Origin of the sequence: Paenibacillus sp. FSL W7-1287 (assembly GCF_038004245.1) — a bacterium.
Lineage (GTDB): Bacteria > Bacillota > Bacilli > Paenibacillales > Paenibacillaceae > Pristimantibacillus > Pristimantibacillus camelliae.
The window spans coordinates 4,331,777-4,353,253 of record NZ_JBBORD010000001.1; the positions used below are offsets into that span (position 1 = coordinate 4,331,777).

General features: G+C 37.4%; 34 protein-coding genes. 1 reads left to right on the forward strand and 33 read right to left on the reverse strand.

Annotated elements, in window-relative coordinates:
- Nucleotides 1–303 precede the first annotated feature (303 nt).
- From NSQ99_RS19700 to NSQ99_RS19845, 30 genes are all read right to left on the reverse strand, one after another.
- The gene (locus tag NSQ99_RS19700) at nt 304–609 is read right to left on the reverse strand and encodes a hypothetical protein (RefSeq protein ID WP_340838621.1); all 306 of its coding nucleotides are present in this window, start codon (nt 607–609) and stop codon (nt 304–306) included.
- 91 nt (nt 610–700) lie between these two features.
- Nucleotides 701–1,201: an AAA family ATPase gene (locus NSQ99_RS19705; protein WP_340838622.1), complete on the reverse strand. Its 501-nt coding sequence runs from the start codon at nt 1,199–1,201 to the stop codon at nt 701–703.
- Nucleotides 1,202–1,233: 32 nt separating this feature from the next.
- Nucleotides 1,234–1,680: a DUF1569 domain-containing protein gene (locus NSQ99_RS19710; protein ID WP_340838624.1), complete on the reverse strand. Its 447-nt coding sequence runs from the start codon at nt 1,678–1,680 to the stop codon at nt 1,234–1,236.
- 32 nt (nt 1,681–1,712) lie between these two features.
- Nucleotides 1,713–2,129 carry an NUDIX hydrolase gene (locus tag NSQ99_RS19715; protein ID WP_340838625.1) on the reverse strand — a complete coding sequence of 139 codons (417 nt, stop codon included), beginning with the start codon at nt 2,127–2,129 and terminating at the stop codon, nt 1,713–1,715.
- A gap of 40 nt (nt 2,130–2,169) precedes the next feature.
- A complete protein-coding gene (locus tag NSQ99_RS19720; protein ID WP_340838626.1) occupies nt 2,170–2,607 on the reverse strand; it encodes a GNAT family N-acetyltransferase in 438 nt (145 codons plus the stop codon).
- A 169-nt stretch (nt 2,608–2,776) separates the two neighbouring features.
- Nucleotides 2,777–3,277, reverse strand: a complete 501-nt coding sequence (locus tag NSQ99_RS19725; protein WP_340838627.1) for a hypothetical protein — start codon at nt 3,275–3,277, stop codon at nt 2,777–2,779.
- Nucleotides 3,274–3,555: a hypothetical protein gene (locus NSQ99_RS19730; RefSeq protein WP_340838628.1), complete on the reverse strand. Its 282-nt coding sequence runs from the start codon at nt 3,553–3,555 to the stop codon at nt 3,274–3,276. Before NSQ99_RS19730 ends, NSQ99_RS19725 begins: the two co-directional genes overlap by 4 nt.
- A 44-nt stretch (nt 3,556–3,599) precedes the next feature.
- Complete coding sequence (locus NSQ99_RS19735; RefSeq protein ID WP_340838629.1) at nt 3,600–4,031, reverse strand: VOC family protein; 432 nt, start codon at nt 4,029–4,031, stop codon at nt 3,600–3,602.
- Nucleotides 4,032–4,074: 43 nt separating this feature from the next.
- On the reverse strand, nt 4,075–4,473 hold the full coding sequence (locus NSQ99_RS19740; RefSeq protein ID WP_340838630.1) for a DUF2500 domain-containing protein: 399 nt from the start codon (nt 4,471–4,473) through the stop codon (nt 4,075–4,077).
- 149 nt (nt 4,474–4,622) lie between these two features.
- Nucleotides 4,623–5,210, reverse strand: a complete 588-nt coding sequence (locus NSQ99_RS19745) for a hypothetical protein (protein WP_340838631.1) — start codon at nt 5,208–5,210, stop codon at nt 4,623–4,625.
- A 7-nt stretch (nt 5,211–5,217) separates the two neighbouring features.
- Nucleotides 5,218–6,030 (reverse strand): aminoglycoside phosphotransferase family protein, encoded by an 813-nt coding sequence (locus tag NSQ99_RS19750; protein ID WP_340838633.1) that lies wholly within the window; start codon nt 6,028–6,030, stop codon nt 5,218–5,220.
- Between the two features lie 108 nt (nt 6,031–6,138).
- Entirely contained in the window at nt 6,139–6,954 is an 816-nt protein-coding gene (locus NSQ99_RS19755; protein ID WP_340838634.1) for a GNAT family N-acetyltransferase, read from the reverse strand.
- Between the two features lie 102 nt (nt 6,955–7,056).
- Nucleotides 7,057–7,527, reverse strand: a complete 471-nt coding sequence (locus NSQ99_RS19760; RefSeq protein ID WP_340838635.1) for a hypothetical protein — start codon at nt 7,525–7,527, stop codon at nt 7,057–7,059.
- A gap of 29 nt (nt 7,528–7,556) precedes the next feature.
- Nucleotides 7,557–8,081 carry a hypothetical protein gene (locus tag NSQ99_RS19765; protein ID WP_340838636.1) on the reverse strand — a complete coding sequence of 175 codons (525 nt, stop codon included), beginning with the start codon at nt 8,079–8,081 and terminating at the stop codon, nt 7,557–7,559.
- 52 nt (nt 8,082–8,133) lie between these two features.
- A complete protein-coding gene (locus NSQ99_RS19770) occupies nt 8,134–9,144 on the reverse strand; it encodes a hypothetical protein (RefSeq protein WP_340838637.1) in 1,011 nt (336 codons plus the stop codon).
- Between the two features lie 84 nt (nt 9,145–9,228).
- Nucleotides 9,229–10,134, reverse strand: a complete 906-nt coding sequence (locus NSQ99_RS19775) for a serine hydrolase domain-containing protein (RefSeq protein ID WP_340838638.1) — start codon at nt 10,132–10,134, stop codon at nt 9,229–9,231.
- Nucleotides 10,135–10,153: 19 nt separating this feature from the next.
- A complete protein-coding gene (locus tag NSQ99_RS19780; protein ID WP_340838639.1) occupies nt 10,154–10,630 on the reverse strand; it encodes an NUDIX hydrolase in 477 nt (158 codons plus the stop codon).
- A 58-nt stretch (nt 10,631–10,688) separates the two neighbouring features.
- On the reverse strand, nt 10,689–11,069 hold the full coding sequence (locus NSQ99_RS19785; RefSeq protein ID WP_340838640.1) for a VOC family protein: 381 nt from the start codon (nt 11,067–11,069) through the stop codon (nt 10,689–10,691).
- A 246-nt stretch (nt 11,070–11,315) separates the two neighbouring features.
- On the reverse strand, nt 11,316–11,504 hold the full coding sequence (locus NSQ99_RS19790; protein WP_340838641.1) for a hypothetical protein: 189 nt from the start codon (nt 11,502–11,504) through the stop codon (nt 11,316–11,318).
- Nucleotides 11,505–12,023, reverse strand: coding sequence for a DNA topology modulation protein (locus NSQ99_RS19795; protein WP_340838642.1), 519 nt, complete (start codon nt 12,021–12,023; stop codon nt 11,505–11,507).
- Nucleotides 12,020–12,523, reverse strand: coding sequence for a hypothetical protein (locus tag NSQ99_RS19800; RefSeq protein ID WP_340838643.1), 504 nt, complete (start codon nt 12,521–12,523; stop codon nt 12,020–12,022). Before NSQ99_RS19800 ends, NSQ99_RS19795 begins: the two co-directional genes overlap by 4 nt.
- Complete coding sequence (locus tag NSQ99_RS19805; protein WP_340838644.1) at nt 12,523–13,083, reverse strand: 2'-5' RNA ligase family protein; 561 nt, start codon at nt 13,081–13,083, stop codon at nt 12,523–12,525. The genes NSQ99_RS19800 and NSQ99_RS19805 overlap by 1 nt, the downstream gene beginning before the upstream one ends.
- Nucleotides 13,084–13,360: 277 nt before the next feature.
- The gene (locus NSQ99_RS19810) at nt 13,361–14,146 is read right to left on the reverse strand and encodes an HAD family hydrolase (RefSeq protein WP_340838645.1); all 786 of its coding nucleotides are present in this window, start codon (nt 14,144–14,146) and stop codon (nt 13,361–13,363) included.
- A gap of 26 nt (nt 14,147–14,172) precedes the next feature.
- Complete coding sequence (locus NSQ99_RS19815) at nt 14,173–14,736, reverse strand: hypothetical protein (RefSeq protein WP_340838646.1); 564 nt, start codon at nt 14,734–14,736, stop codon at nt 14,173–14,175.
- A 262-nt stretch (nt 14,737–14,998) separates the two neighbouring features.
- A complete protein-coding gene (locus tag NSQ99_RS19820; RefSeq protein WP_340838647.1) occupies nt 14,999–15,772 on the reverse strand; it encodes a nucleotidyltransferase domain-containing protein in 774 nt (257 codons plus the stop codon).
- Nucleotides 15,773–15,810: 38 nt separating this feature from the next.
- Nucleotides 15,811–16,368 carry an HAD-IIIA family hydrolase gene (locus NSQ99_RS19825; RefSeq protein WP_340838648.1) on the reverse strand — a complete coding sequence of 186 codons (558 nt, stop codon included), beginning with the start codon at nt 16,366–16,368 and terminating at the stop codon, nt 15,811–15,813.
- Nucleotides 16,369–16,374: 6 nt separating this feature from the next.
- Entirely contained in the window at nt 16,375–16,524 is a 150-nt protein-coding gene (locus tag NSQ99_RS19830) for a hypothetical protein (RefSeq protein WP_340838649.1), read from the reverse strand.
- Nucleotides 16,525–16,560: 36 nt separating this feature from the next.
- A complete protein-coding gene (locus tag NSQ99_RS19835) occupies nt 16,561–17,085 on the reverse strand; it encodes a phosphotransferase-like protein (protein ID WP_340838843.1) in 525 nt (174 codons plus the stop codon).
- Between the two features lie 118 nt (nt 17,086–17,203).
- Entirely contained in the window at nt 17,204–17,767 is a 564-nt protein-coding gene (locus NSQ99_RS19840) for a histidine phosphatase family protein (protein WP_251667153.1), read from the reverse strand.
- A 44-nt stretch (nt 17,768–17,811) separates the two neighbouring features.
- Nucleotides 17,812–18,201, reverse strand: a complete 390-nt coding sequence (locus NSQ99_RS19845; protein WP_340838650.1) for a tautomerase family protein — start codon at nt 18,199–18,201, stop codon at nt 17,812–17,814.
- A 191-nt stretch (nt 18,202–18,392) separates the two neighbouring features.
- On the opposite strand from NSQ99_RS19845, the gene NSQ99_RS19850 reads away from it, so the two are divergent.
- Nucleotides 18,393–19,513 (forward strand): IS3 family transposase gene (locus tag NSQ99_RS19850; RefSeq protein ID WP_340835616.1). Its coding sequence is split into 2 segments (ribosomal slippage): nt 18,393–18,642 and nt 18,642–19,513, totalling 1,122 coding nucleotides; the frame shifts between segments, so codons are not numbered across the junction.
- Between the two features lies 1 nt (nt 19,514).
- Here NSQ99_RS19850 and NSQ99_RS19855 read toward each other — a convergent pair.
- From NSQ99_RS19855 to NSQ99_RS19865, 3 genes are all read right to left on the reverse strand, one after another.
- Nucleotides 19,515–20,018 (reverse strand): GNAT family N-acetyltransferase, encoded by a 504-nt coding sequence (locus NSQ99_RS19855; RefSeq protein WP_340838651.1) that lies wholly within the window; start codon nt 20,016–20,018, stop codon nt 19,515–19,517.
- A gap of 28 nt (nt 20,019–20,046) precedes the next feature.
- A complete protein-coding gene (locus NSQ99_RS19860; RefSeq protein ID WP_340838652.1) occupies nt 20,047–20,505 on the reverse strand; it encodes a GNAT family N-acetyltransferase in 459 nt (152 codons plus the stop codon).
- A 153-nt stretch (nt 20,506–20,658) separates the two neighbouring features.
- Nucleotides 20,659–21,471: an alpha/beta hydrolase gene (locus NSQ99_RS19865; protein ID WP_340838844.1), complete on the reverse strand. Its 813-nt coding sequence runs from the start codon at nt 21,469–21,471 to the stop codon at nt 20,659–20,661.
- Nucleotides 21,472–21,477: the final 6 nt, after the last annotated feature.

Sequence of the window (21,477 nt, forward strand, 5' to 3'; positions counted from 1 at the left end):
AGATTGCTCTTATCTTAGGTGGGCGTCCGTGTTGGTGAGCTTGCGTGTACATATCTTATACTCATTTGGACCGTTGCAGTTCATCATGATTACATTACAATATATAATTGAGTAGACCAGCTAAAATTAAGACAACTACAATAACTACTGTAAAACCTATTAGTCCGTATTTTAATGTGTCGATATACGGCTCAGGAGATCTTTCTCCACAATGAGGACAAAGTTTTGCATTTGATGAGACTGTGTTTTTACATACACGACAATTGATAAGAGTAGCCATTTTAGTCTTCTTCCTCTTTCATTTTAATTTATTTCGTCATTATAAAACGTCCATTCTTCTCCTCTTCCAAATCTAGCTTTTACATGAACATTATTGATTGTTTTAGAGGAAAGATACTCCGCATAGTACATCTTTCCGTTCATTTTATACTTTATGTTGTAATGAATAAATTTTCTTAGAATATAACTCTCGATTGTAATTATTTCTCCCCCTTTCTTGTTAATTACTCTATTAATTTCAGCCGTGTGCGCTCTTATTATGCTTCTTTTAATAAGTATGGATATCAAGTACACGATAGCAATAGTAAGTAATATTACTGTAATAGCCAAATCATAACCTCCTCCGTGTCACATTCTTTAATTACTTTCAGGTATTTATTAAGTGATGCTAGCGACTGTTTAGAGATGTTCATCGTTTTTACTAATAAGCATATTGAAGCACCCATTCTTTTATCTGGGATGCGACCTCAGTTACATCTGTATTCGACGTGTCAACTGTAGGCATAGGCGGGCTGTATGCCTCATCGGCAATCTCTAGCAATCGTTTTGCAAAATGCTTATGATTTTCTATTTCTTCATCTGACCAGTTTCTTTCACGTAAACGCTGCTCACGTATTTCTTCATTACAATGTAAGTTTATATAATATACATGATCAAAAAATGGAAAGTCTACACATTTTTCAATATCCCAAGGCATCATGGTTCCACATAATATCGTCATTCGACCACCTTGAGCGATATTCCGTGCAACGCGCAGCCATATATTACGCATTTTTTCCCAATCATACCCGATAAACTCTACAAGATGATCTGGATCAAATATATCAAAATCTGGAAGTATTCTCCGTAGTTCTTTTATCACAAATGTTTTACCTGACCCGCTTGCACCCGTTACGATAAACAAAGGTAATTTTCTCTCCACTACTAATATCCCCTTCTCTTCTTTCACATACATTACACACCAAATTGTCTTAAATGATGATCTAAATGTTTATATATCCCCTTACCCCATTCATCCGATGAAAGTTTACCGAAAAATGGATGTGAAGCTGTCCATTGATCTCGTCCATTATGTTGGAACGTAATGATTTTTTGGATTAAGGATTCCCTCTCTAGCTCGAAATCTCTCTCGTCTGTAATCATAATATCAGGAATGGTGGACATGTTTTGCGGCAGTGGCTTATCATTATAAAACATGGGCTTCACAAATCTTCCTACTACCATTCCAAGCCAGCTTCTTGCAGAAGTTAAATCCCCCGTTGCTATGTCCTGAAAGGATGAGCAATGAGCCAGCATTTGTGTGACATTCATTTTCCCCCAAAGGGGCTCTGAATCTGGTCGTAATTGTTGAATACGATTGATAATTTCATCGGTCCGATCCTGTTCGAATATGTTATACATACATTTAACTCCTTCTAAAGAGCATCTATTATCTAAAAGATCTCCTTAACAAATGGTGTCGTCTCCATATGTTCAAGCTCTTCAATTGGTACCCACTCGGCACCCAAAGAATCCTCTCCATCCCCATCTATCTTAAGCTCAAACGCTTTACTAGTTAACTCCACATCATAGAGGATACCTATATGATGCAATTCTTCTAATTGATTCTCTTTAATCGGATATATTAACGTATATGACTTTGCAGTTCTAAGCGTTGCAGAAAACTGTTGTATACCCGTTTCTTCATATAGCTCTCTGGTTAGTGCTTCATATGGTTCTTCCCCAAATTCAATCGATCCTCCCGGCAAATCCCACTTCCCCTTATGCGGACCTCTAGATTTTTTTATTAGTAATATCTTTGCATCCTTAATTAGGATGCCGTATACGCCCAAATGCGTATGTCTATTCATGTCAATTCCTCCTTTTTCTAATCTTTATCACCATCAGCATCTAGCGCATCGTTACCATTTTTATAAATCTGTAGCCTGTTACTTCGAATCCTAATGCTTTGTAAAATTCATGTGCTGCTTTTCTACTTTCTTTAATACCACTATTTAAAACAATCGTTTCCGATCCATTATTCCTTGTCCATTCTTCCACATAAAGTATAAGTGCTGTCCCAATTCCTTTTCTTTGGTACTCTTTTTTTGTAACTAATGCGTTGATTTGTGTCGCCACTTCATCTATTTCATATGAATACAGCTGCCTAATACCTATCATTCCCACGACTTGACTGTGCACCTCTGCTACAAATGTAAAACACATAGGATCACACTCTATTCTTTCCATTCGCTTTTTCAAGATCTCTTCTTCTGTCGGATAACCTAGCTCGCCCATTAATTCAACTAATGCATGGAGATCATTGCTATTGTATTCTCTTATATTCATTTAGCTTTTCTCCTTTAGTGAAATGGTTTAAGCATAACTGTTACTAACATAATGACAGACGCCCACCGTAGATAGTCTCATCTAGGTGGGCGTCTGTGGTTGTGTATGTATGAGCTTGCTCATTTTTTCTAGCACAGTGATGAACGTTTGATATCAAAATTGGCAGGTTTCATTCATTTATGTTAGCTGATAACTTTCTTAATTTAATTATAGTGTCGCTCCAGTTCTCTGAGATCGTCTCACTTTCATCAAACCCTGATAATTTTATAGATTCACCAATCTTGATAATCTCAATCCATTCACTCTCTGAGTAAATTACACCTTCACTCTTATCGACGTAATGACTGAAATGTTCATATAATGTAAAGAGTAATTCCTCGTCTTCTTTACTTATCCCTTTAGCTAGACTGGAAACCGACAATGTTATAGCTATTCCTTTAGTCAGATATTCAAACTTTTCATTTATCTCTTCATAATCAATCGAGTGACTTGTCGACTGTTCCTTTATCACATTTTTAAGCTCGATCAACTGTAATTGGATTAAATTAAAGGTTAGTCTTTCTTTAATAATATCTAATCTTTCTCGCTCACTTTTTTGATAGAGCAATAACATGATTACAGCAACGATAAGTATAAAAATAACTAGAACTAAGATTACGTTCTTTTTCATTCCGACTTCAACCCTTGTTCTATTTCTTTAACTTCATTCCTATATGTAGCTATGTATTTCCACGATAAAGCAATCAGCCCAATAATCGAAAGCAGTATTCCTAAAGTTAATGTGAGTGTCGCTATATTCCAAATTTCATTGGGTGTTATCATTTTTAAGTGCCGATAATCGCCTACCCTATCATGCAAAGCCACATAAATTATAATTCTTTCTAAGCCGCTTAAGCCAACTAGCATTATTCCTGTGATTAAAAGAACTAATCCATAGAATTTCTTCAATTTTCCCCTCCGGTCTTTCTGAAATTTCATCAGTTATAAAGAAACTAAAAGCTAATCATTGCCCCTCGATCATCAAAGATCGCAGTTGGATTCCAAGCAATTTCCCAAGCGTTCCCTTCCGGGTCCATAAAATATGATGTTCTTCCTCCCCAGAATGCATCGCTAGCTTCTCGTATTATTGTTCCTCCTGCATTTCTAACCTCAGTCGTAACCCGATCTACTTCCTCAGGCTGCTCAACATTAATTGCGAGTGTAATACCTTTGAAGCCCTCTGTCATTTGATCTGGATGTACACCTGCGTCCTTTAACAATTCTTCAATCGGGAAGAGAGACAATAGAACACCTGCTGTCCTAAATACGCAATAGTCATCTGAGCTAATTTCTGTCTCACGCCAACCTAATTGCTGATAAAACTTCCTTAACGCAGGAAGATTCTTTGCACCAATTGTTACTAGGCTCACTCGTTCTGGTACCATAATATTTGCACCTTCTTTTTATTATTTTGTACTATCGCGTCGACTATATTGTGTTGTTATGACCATCAATTACTCTATTAAAGCCTAGAAATCGAGTCCCCTGATACGCCAGCTCACCGCTATCTCCAATGACTAATAATCCAAACTGACTTGGCTTCACATAAAATTCTTTTCGAGTACTATCATTAAATTCAAATGTTACATAGTAATTTGTACTAGCCCTTGAATCGCCGGAGCCTCCCCAGACTTCCGTTCTTTTATCAACAATTTTACATGGTGTATATATTCTCTCTGCACTATTATTTGATGTCCAAGTGCTTAAGCCTTTGATAATAACGAATAGAAAGCCCCCAATGACTATTAAAAATATAAGTCCTCCGAATAACTTGAACATTGGTGGTGCTCCATTAACAAAGCCAGAAAAACTATCATTATAATGCATGTTGTGATCTTCTCCTTTAAGAATTGATCCATTAAATATTTAATTGTATTAACGATAAAACGATCTCAATCTTATAACGTATTTAGTTTAACATATGTTTCCATATATTGTTGCATTCGACTAACTTTTCTTCTTTGCCAGGAATATATTCAGGCCAAATTTTTTCGTTTTCTATAAACGATATAGAGAACGGCAATCATGAATGCACATATAAGTCCAATGACGAGATAATTCCAGCTGTTTGCTGTACGAACTTTCTCTAAACCTTTATCAGGTGAGTAACTGTTTGTATTTTTCAAAAACTGAGTAAAAAATTCTTTTTCACTCTCATCATGATGCTGAACTTCGTTGTTCTGCATATGAATCATTCCGTTAGGGCCACCTACAGGGGTTAAAAAATCGACTCCATCCTGCTGTTCCAGAAACAAAACGAAGCTTCCATGTTCTCGTTGAATAGCGTCTACCCAGCCAGTATCATACCCATCTATACCAGCGATGATTGTACTGGAAGCACTGCCTTTATACACCTGTTCTACATGAAATGCATAACCTAGCCAAATAGAATTGCTTCCTTTCAGCTTCTTGGAAAAGTCATATGTTCCTTGAACAATAACTGTCGCCCTTTCAAGGACTTCCTCTGGTTTTAGATCAACCCAGCTTGTAGCCTTTACAGTATTAAGGAGTAACATGGATAATATTGCAATAGCAATAACGTATTTTGTTAGGGCTCTAATCATTGAACGGCTACCTCCCATCACTCAAGCGCTCCCTTATAATCTTTATTAACTCTTCTTTTTCTTCATCAGGTAGCCATTCCGTTAATCTAGCGGCAGCTACAGGTAATATCCAGCTCTCAATATCAGATAAAGCAAGTCCACTCCATCTCATATAGTGCTTTAAGTACACCGATTTCATTCTGTTACGGAGCTTCGCAACCATATTTTTTACCATCTGCGGACTTTCTTCAGGCATGGTTCCATGACTAAGCAGTAACGCTGTTCGAGCAACATCTCCTGCTGGGTTACCAGACATCCCCGTCATCCAATCAATAATGATCGTTTTCTCACCAACTAGCACATTGTCCGGATGAAAATCACCATGACATAGCTTACTCTTCGTAGGGAGCTCCTTAAGATACGCGATGATCTTCTCCTTTTCATCTTTGTCTAGCAAGGGGGCTTTATTAATATTTTCTATTAAGCATCCCTTTTGATCTCTCAATTCCCCGCTTACATCAGGATGACTATGGATGTCATAGTGCAGCTTCGCTAATGTCTTTGAATGTTTATCTATTAACCACGGCATTGTCGTTATTAACTTAAGTAGCGATGTTCCATGAATTCTCTCATAGACTATGCCCGTTCTACTGTCAGCTTGGGTTATTTTCACCGGGAGTGGGGTTTTAATACCAAGCGAATAAACGAATTTACTTACTTCAAATTCTTGAACAATAGCGTCATGCGGGAAACTCTGCTTGTAAAGTTTGATAATCGTATCATCTTGAAATTCATATATATCAGCTGTTCGACCTTGTCCTATAAGTTTCAACTCTTCCATTATCGATACTCCTTCATAAGATATGAAACGACCTAGCCATAGATTGCTCTTATCTTAGGCTAGGTCGTTTGTTGTCTGAGCTTAGAGTTTGTTCAATAATCAGTTTTCTTACTCCTCCAGCATAAATGCATACACTGGATAGCTATCGTGTACCTCAAATCCTAATTTCAACGCCAGCTTATGAGATGGAATATTCTGATGCGTCGTCTCCCACAACGGAAACATTTTGTTATCCAGTAAATGATCAATTAATCGCGCTGCAGCTAACGTTGCGTACCCCTTGCCTCTCATTTCTTCAGCAAAGGTATCCACGTCAATAAAATACTCATTCCCGAACACAAAGCCGTTATTTCTGCATACTGCGATTCGTACATCTTCTCTTCTAAGCTCGACACCTATACAAGTTTTTGTCATAAACTTATCAGCTACGTATGGTAAATAGCGTAGCTTTTGAGGAAGGATTTCATACTCCAATAGGTCAATTGTTATATCGTCTAGTGATCTAGTATTCCTGTTGTTAAGCTTCATATATTTTTCTAAATTGAAGGTATACACTGACTCATAATGCTTATCTGCTTTAAGACGATGTAGGTATGTATTATTTAGCAGAAGATCATCCCAGCACTCATTATCTGAGGTATAGATCTCGAACCAATTTATGTTTTGCTGCTTACAATCGGGCACCACTACATCGTGAATAAAACTGCTCAGTTCTACTTTGTCATCCTCACTATTTATGCAGCCTTCTAAATACATCCATCTGCCCGTTGCCCATACTATGGCGATACTAGGCTCATATATTCGATTAACAAATACTCTTCCTGGAAAATTCTCATGAATAACAGATAAAGCCGGAATATATTGTTTCTTCATTGCGAACAATGACTCGACAAGAGCATAGTCCTTTGGGTTCAACTCGATCATAATCGTTCACTCGTTTCGTTATTATTACCATACAAAAAAGTTACATAATCATTGTCTTTTTCTTGTACATTCATATTGAACTCACCTGCTTGGATTCACTTTTCAATTTCCTCTAAGATCAAATATAGCCTGATACCCTCCATCGTAGATCGTTACAAAATAGTATCCCGTGAGATCATTTATAGTTTCGAGCTTATTGAATTTCATTTGTCTATGCTCGAGGTACTTAGAGTGTAATACTCTATCCTCAACCGTAAGTACTTCAATTAACACATTTCGTTTCTCAACCTTTGCGCCTGCATATTGTGCATGTTCATAGTAAAGCGTTAGCTCATCCTTCGAGAGCTCACTCTGGATTAGTAATCCAACAAAAAAATCTATGCTATTTCCATTACCATTGAGCTTCCCCACAACGGATTTCACCTCTATTAAGGAAGTCTCTTCTGGTAATGGATATCTCTCGAACTTACTCAAACTGATGTTGTTTAGTATCGGAAAAACAACAAAGAGAGAAGCAATAGATAGCGGAATAAGCAATACGATTATTAAGAGTACAATCTTGATCTTCTTCATAAGAACCTCAGTCATACGTTTATTTGGATTTATTTCAACTCAATATGGTCCGCTATATTTAACTCAATCCTTTCACTCTTCTCTTCGCCTTTACTATCTGTCCAAGCTACAATCATATAAGATCGTTCAAAATCATCTTTTGTCATTTGTTTCTCACGTGGGGATAATGGTCCACTTATAGATCCTAATTTATCAATATTCCCCAGTATATTTACACCTTCATTAGTTGATGAGTTAGATGATCCCGCCAATACTGTTTCTGTCTCATAATTCCCTTTGACCTCAACGAATTGATAGCTGAAGTAATTTGAGTCTACAATGTCTTCCTCATTTCCTAAGTAGTGCAAACCTGCAGAGCCTCTCCAAATTGTATTTTTAGTCCTAATCACTTTATGGTTCTCCACGGTCCAATATATTCCCTCACCATTTAGTGTAAAGACTTCAACGTTTGATTTGGTGTTCTTCCCATTTAATAATAGAAAAAGGAAGATGATACTTGTTGCGAGAAGCAGCACTATGAAAAGATAAACCGCTTTAATTTTAATTCTTCCCACCACCTAATAACTAACGTATGCTTACAAAGCTATGTATAACTTCTTCACGCTATTAATCAAAATTTATTAATTCATTATTTCTCATCACATGAACTAACCAGTCGCCATACCCTTTCCATTCCGGTTTCGTCTCCGGCTTCTCTTCCCTTAATTTTATGTAGATCACCTCGGAAAAAGGCATGCCCCCATTCTGACTCCTTAAATAATTGATACATTGCGCGTAGGAGCGGATACCTAGCTTTTCAGTAATATATGTCTCCGCTGCTATAACAAAAAACTCTTCCGGACCACTCTTCCATGTCGTTATCATTTCTTCATACTTCTTCATCAGCGGCGGATATTTTTCAAGATAAATATTCTGTTCTCTCTGCGCTTCATCTGTCCCTCCGAATCCATGTAAAGATTCATGAACAATGACGCTTAATAGATTAGATAGTAACGGCATGTAACCTGGCGGCCCTTGATGAACTGCCATAGCGTTTTGGCTTAACTGTACTGCTATTGGCTTTATGTATGTACACATGTAAATGATATAGTCTGATTCTACTTCAGGCTCTCCTAGAAATTTAGATATCAATAGTTGAAAGGATTGCAGCGAGTAAAGTTCGGAAAGAATGTGTGTGTACTGCTCGGTAACCATTTTAATCTGTGGCTGTATGCTCTCTCTCCAACGAAGATGTATATTGTGTTGTTGGATGATATGAAAACTATCCACTACATCATCTCGGTGATTACATAAAATCTTAAACCAGCCTTCAATTCTACTGTAATCCGTCCCTCGTACATTGGCCTGATAGCTTTCATCCATGTGAGTTAGAAATTCAATAATGTCTTCAAGTGTATTCACATTAAAGGTACTAAACACTGTGGCGAGAGCTGAAACAGGCAAGATTTGCGTTATTTTTGTAATCCTACTATACTCGCTCTCGGATAGTATTTGTAGCCAGCGTATTTGGACGTCTTGATAGTGAGCGTTATAGAATTCATCAGGCGATATGGCATTAACGAAAAAGGTGAGATCCAGTGCTTCATTGGGCTCAACCTTCCAAGCTCGTTTTGACATTGATCCTTCTCCAATCGTGTGACATGTCAGTGTCTTACGTACTAACCTTCATGCTATAGCAGCTGATGTTTAGACTTCTAGACATCATGCTTGAAGGCAATGATAAAATAGCTCATTAAATAATTTTTGATCCACCGTATAATCTTCTGTATATTTATTGAGCATTCGAACTGCTACTGCATTGAACTCGGGAATAATTACACAGTGACAACCTGCTGCACCAGTAGCATAGTAGCACTTATCCTGATAGTACCATCCAAAGATTCGATGCTTATCTACTGTATCTAATCTCAATTGCTCACTGAGCGCAAATACTTCCTTAGGTACTAACTGAATAGCATGATGCTGTCCTCTATTAAGATGTAAATTACCCCATTGAGCAAGCTCTCTCGCACTCGAATATAGGTTTCTTTCGTGACCTTCATTGGATCCAATTCTTACGGATGCATAGCCGTCCGCAGCTTGAAAGTCACATACTAACCTTTCTTTCGGAACTGAAATCCACTCCGTATTAGTTAATTTCATCGGTTTATATATTCGTTCTCTGATTAATTCAGCGATATTATAGCCTGTAAGTTCTTTGATGAGATAACACGCTACTTCCTCGCGTTCGATCCTATCTGCTCCAAAGTATTTAGCACCTGTTTTTGTTGCAAGATCTCTTATTGTGGTGTGGCCGAGTTCTAATTTAGGCTTAGTTAGGACATCAGAAAGCTTGCTGTCAATGGATATTTCACTCTCTACAACTGCAATCGCAGTTGCTAGGCCTACATAGGTCTTCCTTAATGAATACAAATTAAACATAGAATCCGACGTTACTTCTAGAGATCCTTTCTTGTAGTGATGCTTACCAGAATACCATTCAGCTAATATTCTATTGTCTTGAAGGATAACAATAGACGCGGCTGAAGCCCCAAACTTCTCTTTAGCATTTTCTGTATACGTAATTAATGCTTTGAATTTGCGATCACTAAGAGTTCTCGTATCCATTATTCAGTACCTCCAATTGCTACCCACGGTTAATAATATGCTTCACTTCATTGGTAGTACGAAGCTGTTCTACATCAATCCCCTGTTTGACGAAATCAGGAACGACTGGATGCTGGTTTAACTCACTGATGCGAAACCACCTGCTTACAGAGATTCCTTCTAGGCAATGAAAGTCACTTTCCATAATTTCTAATTTATCTTCAACCTGTACCAAAAAGTAGAATCCCAACTCATGAAATTCTATGTTATCTAGGTTGAAAAAGTTTTCTACAAGCCATACCAGCTTTTTATTTTTGATACTCCATCCATATTCCTCACTAATTTCTCTTTCAATGGTTTCGTGCAGCTCTTCCATCATTTCAACTCTACCGCCAGGCAAAAACCAGTATTCACTATTGTTGAATTGCTGAAACAATATTCGGTCTTCCTTGATGATTATAGCAACGGCTCTTACGCTAAACTTCTGTGATTCACCTACATCAAATGATATCATCATAGAAATCACATCCTTGTCTAGGAAATTTGGATATATCTCATTTGATTTATCTCTAGCATTAGCTAAAGCAAGTACAAATCATAATGATATTTCCATCCGGATCTTTAAAGGTGAACTCAGATAGATCTGGATAATGCTGAATGTCACTTAAGAATTTTGTGCCAATATCTTTTACATGCTGATATGCTTCATGTATATCTGAAGCACTCAAGTTAAAGAGTGGTTGGTTCAGGGGTTTGAGTTCGTAACCTTCATCAAAGCAATGATTATCAAGCGTTAACCCAGGTCGCCCCTCTCCCATATTGAATGTATATATCGGCCCATGAACTTCACCTTTAACTTCCACACCTAGCAATTGGCTATACCATTCTACTGATTTCTGCAAATCCATTACATGAATAAATATGGTATCTACTCGATTGGCTATTGGCTTTTTCATAATCATAGACCTCCAAAGTTAAATTAATGTTGCTTTGCAATGCGCTAATTACATAGTATTTTTACATTAAACGACAGACGCCCACCTAGATAACTCTTATCTTAAGTGGGCGTCTATGTTGATGTTGGTTAGCTACTTCTCGGAATTAATTGTACTTAATAAATCATTAAAATCAGAAGCTTTTGAAATCGAACTCCTTCAGATATCCAAAAATGAGCAATACCTCCTGTGTTTGTTCTTCGCAACTTAAAGATTTTCTCCGAGAGCATCATTAAAGCCTCTAATAAAATCCGGAACGCCTAACACAATGGATGCAATTAATATTCCAATACCAATGCCGAACATTATATTTTTCTTCTTAAGTTTTCCTACAATAAGAAGTACAGCACCTACTACTAAAACTACAATTTCAGTAACGTACATCAAGTTATCCATCTAACTACTTCCTCTCTTAATCTCTTCAATAAGTCTATATACCTCAGCTTGATTTCTTAAAACAATGATTCTCTTATCGTCTTTAACTTTCTCAAGTCTTTCAAGTATACCTGGTCGTTTATCCCTTTTATAGTTCCATATCCATTTCAGAAACTCCAGACTAATTCTCTCTGGACAGCCTTCATGTAAGTCAGGCCGCGTCTTGCCGTGATACTTTATTCTACGTTTTATCACTCTGTAAATGGGTATTACTCTTGGATAATCAAAGAAGATAATGGTGTCAGCTTCTGAAAGTCGAATATCAATGGTGCGACCATAATTCCCGTCGATGATCCACTCATCTCTTTTTATCAGTTCCTTTTGCAAATCATCCCACTCATCATCTGGAGTTGGAACCCACCCTGGCTTCCAATGTAATGCGTCTAGATGGTAAACGGGTAGATGTAATAACAGACCTAGTTTTCTAGATAAAGTAGATTTCCCCGAACCACCAGGCCCAATTAGCATCACTTTTTTCATTCTATATCACCCTTAGTTTGTTTTACAGGAAGCTTCAACTCCATTCTTTTATGATTATTCTGTTCTTTCCACTCTACTAGTATGGTAGATGTTTCGATGAATTGATTCAGATCCTCCATATTAGCAAATGTAAAATGCCCCATTAATTCATAAACGGTATCAACTTCAAGCTCTTTACCATCTACTCCCTGACTCATTGATCCATTAATATGCAAACTCGGCTTCGCACCAATCAATGTCACTTTGAAATCTTGAGCTGGTTGACTCCCTCTATTCTCAAGTCTAATCCAAAAATTAATTAGAATAACTCCTTCAGACGATTCAGGCTCAATGGCTCTTATCAAGTTAATATCTGAAGTAACTTCATATTGCATACTATTCCAAATATCCACTTCACTTGTCGCATCTATTAAATTAGTTCGTATTTCAGTAGTGTTACTTTTGCTGCATGCTGTAAGAATTAAAATAAATAATAAGCTTAATATTATCTGCTTCTTCATTACGTGTTCTCCAAAATCTTGCTCTCAATATTTCTACATATGACGTTCCCATCGACATATTCGATTTCTACTAAAACTAATCTTTCAACTCCAGTCTCTTGAGGTTTAACTCTATTCATAATAAACTCAACGGTTTCCCTTCGTTCCTCCGATGTATTATTCTTTGCTACTGTAACGTGTGGAAACCATCTGTCGGGTGAGTAATACAAGTTACATTGGTTCTTAAATTCTCCAAAATAATCATGAATATTGATCATTAAATCTACTAATTCAGGCTTTACATTAGGTTGTAAGAAAGTCACGTTGGAGGTTGGAAAGATCGCTACCGCATCAAACAATAACTCAAAACTAACTAGATTTTGGCTAGCAAACTCTTTAAATTTCTTTGATATACTCTCCAAATCAATATTTTCATATAGGGCAAGTGCTATATGTGGTTCGGTACCCTCAACCTGATTCATAAATGATGACAGATTATGACGATCACATTGTCTCCAAAGTTCGCGAACGTATGTAGCAAACGCTTGATCAAAAAATACTTCGATTGCATAGTGCTTCATTCAATCAGCTCTGAAACTTCAAATTTATTTTATTACCTCGGTCGTATACTTTTCAGGTTGTTCCAGTCTTGGAAAATGAGCACTTCTCTCAAAATTTATAATTTGACCATTCTGGATGTTATTTAAGTATCCTGATTGTTGCTCATTACAGCATACAGGGTCATAAGTGCCAGCTAGTAATAATGTTGGGTGTTTGCGTTCCACGAATTGAAATTATAGATGAAATCATACGCTCTCCAGTCTGATGGATCAATCTCCAGGTTCATGACCACTTGGGTCAAATGGCTCCCCAAATCCGATCTAATTCAATGGCAACTCCATCATTATCGTTGCTTTCCGTAATATTACTTGCAATATCTTTCAATTCTTTTATGGCATTCCCCATTGCAACTGACCACCCACAAGTGGTGAATAGTCCAATATCATTATGATCATCGCCAAAAACAATAACCTCTTCACTCGATATCCCTAATCCTTTAAGTAATCTAGCTACTCCAAGTTCTTTTGATGCCCTCTTCGACATGATTTGAATCAACTGTCCACTATCCGTTACTATGATGTTTAAGTCTGAATCGAATTTCCCCCTGAGCCCCTCTACATTCATGTCTCCAGTTATCAAAATTTTTGTAGCGTCTAGCTCTTTGAGATCCTTAAGAGACCTTACCGTTGGGCTTTCTTTCACTCCTGTGACAGCAGAGTGGTCAATATGCTTCAGACTAAACCATTCATCTTGTACTTCAATCGCTATTTCAATATTTGGATTATCGTTTATGCAATAATCAAGAACTTCTGATGATAGAATCGAAGGAATAGGCTCATGAAGGTGCGTAGCTAGACTAGTACTGGAAATTAAGGCTCCATTATAAAATACAAATGAGCCGACATCTAATAATTCCTTTGGTAGAAAACGATATACGGCTCTTGGAGGACGAGCAGTAGCAAAGATGACATGCATTCCTCGCTCAAGACAAGCCATGACACTCTTGTAATTCCTGTCTGAAATCTTCTTTTCTGAATTAAGAAGTGTTCCATCTAGATCTAAAACTATTGCAGAGTACACCATGATTCACCTGCCTTTCTTCCTCTAATTTAAACAGGATACCATTTCAAATCCTCTAGTCGTATAATGTTAGACTTTGCATATCGATATTCATAGATAACTTCGCCTTCGCCGTTTAATGCCTTCGGGTTCAAGTTATTCCATTGAATATGTACGTCCCATGAGAATGTGATCGGTTCTCCTAGAATGACCTGCTTTTGTTTCCGATGCGACTCTGGTCCAGCCTCTATATAAGCAACATCTCGATCCTCAACCATCACACTGAATACTGTTGCTTTTTCTTTCTCATTAGCTAAACTAACCCCACCAATTGTCCTAATTGGTTCTTCGTTACGTAAAAAATATACTGACGTATCTGAAATCCAGAGGAATCCAAGTTTTTTCATACTAATAGCTGTCATAGGTTTTTCAGGGGAATCAAATATATAAACGGTGCCCCATTTATAATCGACTTGATCTTGTAGTATGGAGTCCTTAGGGACGAATGAATTTGCTCTTGCAGCCGTTAATCCATCTAACCTAAACCCCATAAAGTATATTAAAGAACATACCAGCAATACTGGTATGAGCGTAGATAGTATTTTGGATTTCATCTTTCCCTCCATTACATCATTTATCTCAATATGATTTGTACGTCTTTATCTTTTGTCACTTCCTTCATCCTTCTTACAATCTCTGATTTATCTTCTATTTTTATTTTGAACCATTCCTTCTGAACTATTAACTAACATGATGAAACTAATTAGTAGGCATAGCATCGAAATTAACGGTGGATTTTGCACTCTGACCTTAAAATTCATCTTATTCACAGCTACCTTTCATATTAGCCTTCATGCCTATCTTCACTTCTCTAACCTACGTTGACCATACTTCCTTGAGTGTTTCCCTAAATAGCTGGTCTAATTTATTTGTCGGATCCATTGGCTCATGATCCATATGCTTTGCGAACGCTTCTAGGCTTTTCAGTTCACTTTCAATATACCTATTTATAATGTCAATTTTTGATTCTACATCCTTTGCAGCTCCACTCAATTTTCTATGTAGTAAGGAATCAACTTGATCACGTAGCTCACCTTCTGGAAGGATAGCTTGTAGTAATTCATTAAATAATAGTGGTGGCATTGTGCTGTATTCTTCTATCCACCTGCTTGCCAATAATGGACGTAAAACATACAAGTATCTTTTAGATTTTACTTGTTCTCCTTGAAGGTACTTGTGATAATTGCCTTTGGCCATACTCAGGTAATGATGAACACATGCCATTGGAGAAAACACCTCAGAGCGTAAATCCTTCACTTTATTTATAAATGAATTCCTTTGGTCATATACAATTCCTGATTGCAGCCACTCTTGAAAGGATGGGTTAGATTTTCTGAATAATTTAAGTGCCTTCCTAATATCCCAGCCGTTTATATCTAATAAGCTATTAACAGGTAGCTCTATCACATCTCTTTTTTCATCTATAGATAGATACCAATCTGGATGATGGATATAAACGAATCGCACATCGTAATCACTGTCTTGAGATGGAACTCCCCATGCTCGACTACCTGACTCGCACGCATATAGTATTTTTATATTGTTCTCCGTTTCGATTTGCTTAAGAGATTGTAATATAGTGGTTTTCACTTCAATTCTCTCCTCCTCGTTTCGTCTAGCGTTCTGTGTTATGAGGGTTCCTTGCAATGATTTAAGAAACACTGGGCAGCATCTTTAATGTTTGTTGCCATATAGTCTGGATATGCTTCTCTATACTTTCCAAAATACTGTCCATCTTCATATTTCTTCAGATCTTTTTTGCCTGCACCGGTTTGCACTAAGATCTTAATACACCCCGCTTCTTGGGCTGATACAAGATCTGTCCAACGGTCTCCTATCACTACACATTTTCGTAAATCCAAATCATTTTCATTAGCAGCTTGTAACAGCATTCCTGGCAATGGTTTTCTACAATTACATCCTGTGTTATGCTCGTGCGGACAGAGATATATCCTATCGAAGCCGATGCTTTTTAATTCAACCTCAAAATCATCCCTATTTGCTTCCCCTCGTGAAATCCCAGGTTGATTAGTGAATGATAAAATGAGTAACCCTTTCTCTTTAAGCCTCTTAATCGATTCCTCCACTTCAGGAAAAATTATCATTTCATTTGGATAGATCACCTTATCTTCTACCCCGCCAATGGTTCCATCACGATCGATAAAGACTGCTTCAATCACACCCACTGCCAATCACTCCACTTTCTTTGTAACCATTTTTTCTAAATTTTGATTTAACTTATCCAACGAGTTTTGTAGTTTATCCATCCTTTTCAAGCTGTAATATTGGTTGCTGATAATAACTGATACAACAACTGCTGCAATTATTATTAGTAATTCCATTCCTATTCTCCTTTTATTTCAGTTACAATTGTTCATTTATGTCGTGGCATCCCCAAAATATGTCTTTATAATAACTTCAGCACACTCTTCTGGTGAATTCACACTGGTATCAACAAAGCAACTATAGTTAATGTTTTCCGCCATTATTCTACTTTGCATTTCTGATTGATCCTCTGTTCTGTCACCACGCTCTATATTCCGTTCACGACATATATCTAACGGGCAGTAAACTTCAACGATTTCTAACGGATACCCATCAAAAATGTCTTTCACTTTATCGTAGTGTGGCTTTAATTCAGGTCTTTCAACAAGTATTCCATCAATTAAGATATTCTTCCCGCTATCTGAAAATGTTCTTGCTATTTGATACATCATAATAATTACTTCACTTAAATGCTTCCAATAGTCCTCCTGCAGATGTTTGTCTCCTACCATTTGTTCAAAAAGATCATTAGCAACAACATAGAAAAATGGTTCAGAATAACCCTGCATAGCTTCCACAATAGATGTTTTTCCAGAACTTGTTACACCGTTTAAGAATATAATTTTTCCTTTATCCATTTTTGTATCATCCTTTAGATTGAAGTGTTTTTTGACTATATTAATTAAACGTAATAATATTTCAGCATGTGCAATGTGCAGCTTCATTTAGTTTATTTAGCTGTGTAACATAATTTTCCTATTGATGCTTCCACATTCTTATAACCTCAATGAGCTCTGATCCCTTGAAGCCTGCCTTATAGATATCAGGCATTGATGTGGATAACCAAAAATTATATCCAAAACGTTTATCAAAATTATTCAGCATTAGCGTCATAATATCGCCGTGTGTGCCAATGACGATCTTCTTTCCTTTATGTGCATCAACTATTCTCTCAATTACATTCGAAGCTCTTTGTTGTGCGAGTATACTAGATTCTCCGTTTGGGAAAGCAAATTGGCATTCTTCGTAAACACGTTTTTTAGCTTCTGTAAATGTCGCTGGTGCAAAATCACCAATCATTCTCTCTCTTAAATCCTCTTCTATTAAAATGTCTTTTTGATGCAATAAAGCTGTAGGACGGATCGTATCAATTGCTCTCCCGTATGGACTTGAGATAAACAAATCTATCTCTTCAGATTTCAGTGTTTCTTTAATAGTTTCTGCATCATTTGTTCCTTGGATTGATAATCCCCTTGTTCTTTCTTCGCCTTCTACATAAATCGATTCAGCATGCCTAACAAAATATATTATGGTCTCCATTAACGCTGTTTCTCCCTTTCGCAACTCATTTACAATATGCGCACTTAGATCTTCACTTTATAGTTAAGCTGCAGTTCATCGCCAGGTAGACCTCTGATCCCCCAATTATGTTTCGGTGTCTCAAATATAGTAATCTCAAGATCGTTCTTATCGATTTTCATTGCGTTGCAAACTCTTTCAAATAATAAGTGAATGAGTCTTTTTTTCGCCTCTACTGATCGCCCCTCGAAGATACTGATCTCAATAATCATGTATCTTTCTGTACGATCTTTCGAGTAAATAAAATCTTCTCTCTCTAAGTTAAAAAAACGTTGAAATTTCCTTTCAACCGGATATTCAAACGCCTCGACAATACATGAATGAATTGCCTCGGATACATGTGCTTGATTAGGTTTTAAGTGTTCTTTCAGTCCATATACTTTGACTTGAGCCATATCTACTTCACCTCTTTTTTAATATTGAATGCTTTACGCTAATCTTACTTACTTCCTGCCACTCTAAATCTAAAATAACAGACGCCCCCTTAGATAGCTCATTATCTTAGGTGGATCGGCTACACTAAGTTGGACAGAAAAAATAAGGGCTTGTAGAATAAAACTATTATATTAAGGAGCGGATCTCTACAATGCCTAAAAAACAACGACGTACGTTTACGACTGAATTCAAAAAGCAAATGGTGCAGCTCTACGAAAATGGGAAAACCAGAGCAGCGATTGTGGAAGAATATGACCTTACAGCTTCTGCTTTGGACCGCTGGATCAACCAAGCTCAGACAACGGGCTCCTTCAAGGAGAAGGACAATCGCTCTTCGGAAGAAAATGAGCTCATTGCCATGCGTAAAGAGATTCAACGACTCAAGATGGAGAACGACATTTTAAAGCAAGCCGCGCTGATCATGGGACGAAAGTAGCTATCATCCAGAATAACCGTGATAAATACTCGGTATCAGCAATGTGCGACGTCCTGCAAATCGCAAGAAGTACATTCTATTACGACGCCCAAGAACGGAATACTGAGGACGATATCACTGGAGCTATTGTAGATATCTTTCTCAAGAATCGAAAAGCCTACGGCACACGCAAGATCAAAGTGAAGCTCCGCGAGCGAGGGTTTATCGTCTCCAGGCGCCGCATTGGTCGCATCATGAAAGAGCAAGGGCTCGTTTCCACCTACACGGTGGCACAATATAAGCCCCTTAAAACGGACTGTAACGAAGCTGCAACGGCGAATGTCCTGAAGCGCGAGTTTGAACAAACGGAATCGAAACGCTTCGTGGTCAGTGATTTGACGTATGTAAAAGTCCAGAGCCGATGGCATTACATTTGTGTGCTGGTGGATCTATTTAATCGAGAAATTATTGGTCATAGTGCAGGCCCGAACAAGGACGCGGCCCTGATTACACGCGCCTTTGCGACCGTTAAGGGTGATCTGCGTCAGATTCAATGGTTTCATACCGACCGTGGCAGCGAGTTCAAAAATCAAAAGATGGACGAGCTTTTAAAGACGTTTGAAATTGGTCGATCACTAAGTATGAAAGGCTGTCCATACGACAACGCAGTGGCTGAAGCTACCTACAAGATCATGAAAACAGAGTTTGTGAACCAGATGAACTTCCAGAGCCTTCGTCATTTGGAATTGGAATTATACGATTACGTTAACTGGTTCAACAAGCATCGTATTCATGGAACCTTAGACTATATGACGCCTGTTCAGTATCGCCAAGAAGCCCTTAAAAAAGTTGTCTGATTTACTGTTGACAATCCAAGGTGGCGTCTGTGTTGGTTAGCTTCTTTTCATAAAAAACAATAGACATCTTATGATTGATTTCTTTTTCTTCTCCTGTCTGCTGATATCCTAATTTCTCATATAAATAACAATTTCCTTTTTCCTGTGCTATGGTGTCTAATTCCCATTTTCTTGCGTTATTATATTTCTCTTCGATTAAGGCAAATACTTGTTGTGCGATCCCTCTACCTTGATATTCGGGCAAAATAAAAATAGGACTTACTCGGTGCACTTGATTCTCTTTTCTAACGATCCGTATTGCTCCTACGTTAATATCCGATAGCCTTATAAGGTAATAATCCGTAAATGTTTGATTCAACCTATGTATGATTCTATTTAACGGTTCATTAGCAGGACTTGTTTCATAGTCAAGGTACTTATTTAACAATGGTAAAAATGCTCTTACTTGCATCTCGTGAATAATAGTTGCTTCATTCAGACCTGCTCTACATAGCGCTATAGCCATTCGCTAGCCACCTCTTATTCAGTGATTCTCAAATATCTAATCTGAATCTAATCATATCCCTGCATTGTATGCCGTTCTCAAATATCTCTTCACTGTAGTTTCTTATAAAAAAATCTTGATCAATTCCAACAATCCGAAAACCGCATTTCTGGTATAGTGCAATTTGGTTTACGCTCGAGTTTCCTGTACCAACTTCAATAGTTTTTGCCTGTTTCTCCTTGGCTTTTTCTATTGCACTTAAGACTAATTTCTTTCCAATCCCTAATCCTTGAAAATCCTCTCGAACTGCGACATTAGCAATTTCCATTGTCTCTGGTTTGGTTGTTAAGATGACAAAGCCCCCTATCACTTCATCTCGAAAAGATGCGGTGTAGCAAATACCTCTCTTAATATAAGTATCAACCATTTCTTTTGAAGGGTCCGCGAGTAGCAATAAATGATAAGGTATGCTCTGCCCTTCAGTTAATTCCTTTATGATTACTTCCATTGATCTTACTCCATTCAATATTCATTCGTCCGGTTCTTGCATTTACGAAAAGCCCCAACCTTAGATAGCTCTTATCTTAGGTTAGTTCTTTGATTGTCATTCTCTGAGCTTAATTCCTTAATTATACATCTGACTATAAGCGGGCGAAAGCCCTTATTCACTTAAATGTTTTTTGAGAAATACTACTGTTTTCTCAAACGCATTTTTAACCTGTACATCATTAATATATTGATCAAATACATGATCAGCACCATGAATAGTAACTAGGTCAGTTTCAATTCCAGCTTTTCGTAATTGTTCATACATCATTAAAGATTGTTCGTAAGGTACGTCTGTGTCTTTGTCTCCGTGTAAAAAGAGGGTCGGAGGAAAGTCCTTAGAAATATTATCGATAGGGTTATACCTTTTTAATAATTCGCTATCTCCATTTCGATCAAAGCCTGTTACCTTTTCAACCCAGTTTCCATGCTGACGGCACCAAAGGTAGTAATTAAACCTATCCCACGAGCCTTCAGATACTTCACCTTTACTAAGATGTTTTTCAGCTTCCATAAGGTTAACAGCTACTCTTTTGCAGTAATATTCGCTTGGCTCAGAATACCACTTTCCAAGGATATCACCGTAGCCGTAAAAGGAAACGATTGCATTAGGTTTATGCTTCATTGTCCCACTGACCAAGCTAAGATAAGCTCCGGCAGAACATCCAATAAGACCTATCTTATCCGTGTTAAAATCATACATTTTAGATGCAGTAGATCTAATCCAATGTATGGCATCTTCTATATCCTCAATAATGAATTGGAGTTTCGTCTCTGGTGCAAGCCTATAGTCAATGCTTATAATACTAAATCCAGCATTCTTAAATATTTCAACCTGCTCTATTGGTAACCACTTTCGAGTACCAAATATCAATGCTCCACTATGTATATGAAAGATTGTAATATGAAGTGCGACACCTAAAAAAATAACTCA

Bases quoted from the DNA above. Each gene is read 5' to 3' on its own strand.
- NSQ99_RS19710 (WP_340838624.1), bottom strand. From the start codon at position 1,680: ATGTATAACATATTCGAACAGGATCGGACCGATGAAATTATCAATCGT.
- NSQ99_RS19715 (WP_340838625.1), bottom strand. From the start codon at position 2,129: ATGAATAGACATACGCATTTGGGCGTATACGGCATCCTAATTAAGGAT.
- NSQ99_RS19720 (WP_340838626.1), bottom strand. From the start codon at position 2,607: ATGAATATAAGAGAATACAATAGCAATGATCTCCATGCATTAGTTGAA.
- NSQ99_RS19725 (WP_340838627.1), bottom strand. From the start codon at position 3,277: ATGAAAAAGAACGTAATCTTAGTTCTAGTTATTTTTATACTTATCGTT.
- NSQ99_RS19735 (WP_340838629.1), bottom strand. From the start codon at position 4,031: ATGGTACCAGAACGAGTGAGCCTAGTAACAATTGGTGCAAAGAATCTT.
- NSQ99_RS19740 (WP_340838630.1), bottom strand. From the start codon at position 4,473: ATGCATTATAATGATAGTTTTTCTGGCTTTGTTAATGGAGCACCACCA.
- NSQ99_RS19745 (WP_340838631.1), bottom strand. From the start codon at position 5,210: ATGATTAGAGCCCTAACAAAATACGTTATTGCTATTGCAATATTATCC.
- NSQ99_RS19750 (WP_340838633.1), bottom strand. From the start codon at position 6,030: ATGGAAGAGTTGAAACTTATAGGACAAGGTCGAACAGCTGATATATAT.
- NSQ99_RS19755 (WP_340838634.1), bottom strand. From the start codon at position 6,954: ATGATCGAGTTGAACCCAAAGGACTATGCTCTTGTCGAGTCATTGTTC.
- NSQ99_RS19760 (WP_340838635.1), bottom strand. From the start codon at position 7,527: ATGAAGAAGATCAAGATTGTACTCTTAATAATCGTATTGCTTATTCCG.
- NSQ99_RS19770 (WP_340838637.1), bottom strand. From the start codon at position 9,144: ATGTCAAAACGAGCTTGGAAGGTTGAGCCCAATGAAGCACTGGATCTC.
- NSQ99_RS19775 (WP_340838638.1), bottom strand. From the start codon at position 10,134: ATGGATACGAGAACTCTTAGTGATCGCAAATTCAAAGCATTAATTACG.
- NSQ99_RS19780 (WP_340838639.1), bottom strand. From the start codon at position 10,630: ATGATGATATCATTTGATGTAGGTGAATCACAGAAGTTTAGCGTAAGA.
- NSQ99_RS19785 (WP_340838640.1), bottom strand. From the start codon at position 11,069: ATGAAAAAGCCAATAGCCAATCGAGTAGATACCATATTTATTCATGTA.
- NSQ99_RS19790 (WP_340838641.1), bottom strand. From the start codon at position 11,504: ATGGATAACTTGATGTACGTTACTGAAATTGTAGTTTTAGTAGTAGGT.
- NSQ99_RS19795 (WP_340838642.1), bottom strand. From the start codon at position 12,023: ATGAAAAAAGTGATGCTAATTGGGCCTGGTGGTTCGGGGAAATCTACT.
- NSQ99_RS19800 (WP_340838643.1), bottom strand. From the start codon at position 12,523: ATGAAGAAGCAGATAATATTAAGCTTATTATTTATTTTAATTCTTACA.
- NSQ99_RS19805 (WP_340838644.1), bottom strand. From the start codon at position 13,083: ATGAAGCACTATGCAATCGAAGTATTTTTTGATCAAGCGTTTGCTACA.
- NSQ99_RS19810 (WP_340838645.1), bottom strand. From the start codon at position 14,146: ATGGTGTACTCTGCAATAGTTTTAGATCTAGATGGAACACTTCTTAAT.
- NSQ99_RS19815 (WP_340838646.1), bottom strand. From the start codon at position 14,736: ATGAAATCCAAAATACTATCTACGCTCATACCAGTATTGCTGGTATGT.
- NSQ99_RS19830 (WP_340838649.1), bottom strand. From the start codon at position 16,524: ATGGAATTACTAATAATAATTGCAGCAGTTGTTGTATCAGTTATTATC.
- NSQ99_RS19835 (WP_340838843.1), bottom strand. From the start codon at position 17,085: ATGGATAAAGGAAAAATTATATTCTTAAACGGTGTAACAAGTTCTGGA.
- NSQ99_RS19840 (WP_251667153.1), bottom strand. From the start codon at position 17,767: ATGGAGACCATAATATATTTTGTTAGGCATGCTGAATCGATTTATGTA.
- NSQ99_RS19845 (WP_340838650.1), bottom strand. From the start codon at position 18,201: ATGGCTCAAGTCAAAGTATATGGACTGAAAGAACACTTAAAACCTAAT.
- NSQ99_RS19855 (WP_340838651.1), bottom strand. From the start codon at position 20,018: ATGGCTATAGCGCTATGTAGAGCAGGTCTGAATGAAGCAACTATTATT.
- NSQ99_RS19860 (WP_340838652.1), bottom strand. From the start codon at position 20,505: ATGGAAGTAATCATAAAGGAATTAACTGAAGGGCAGAGCATACCTTAT.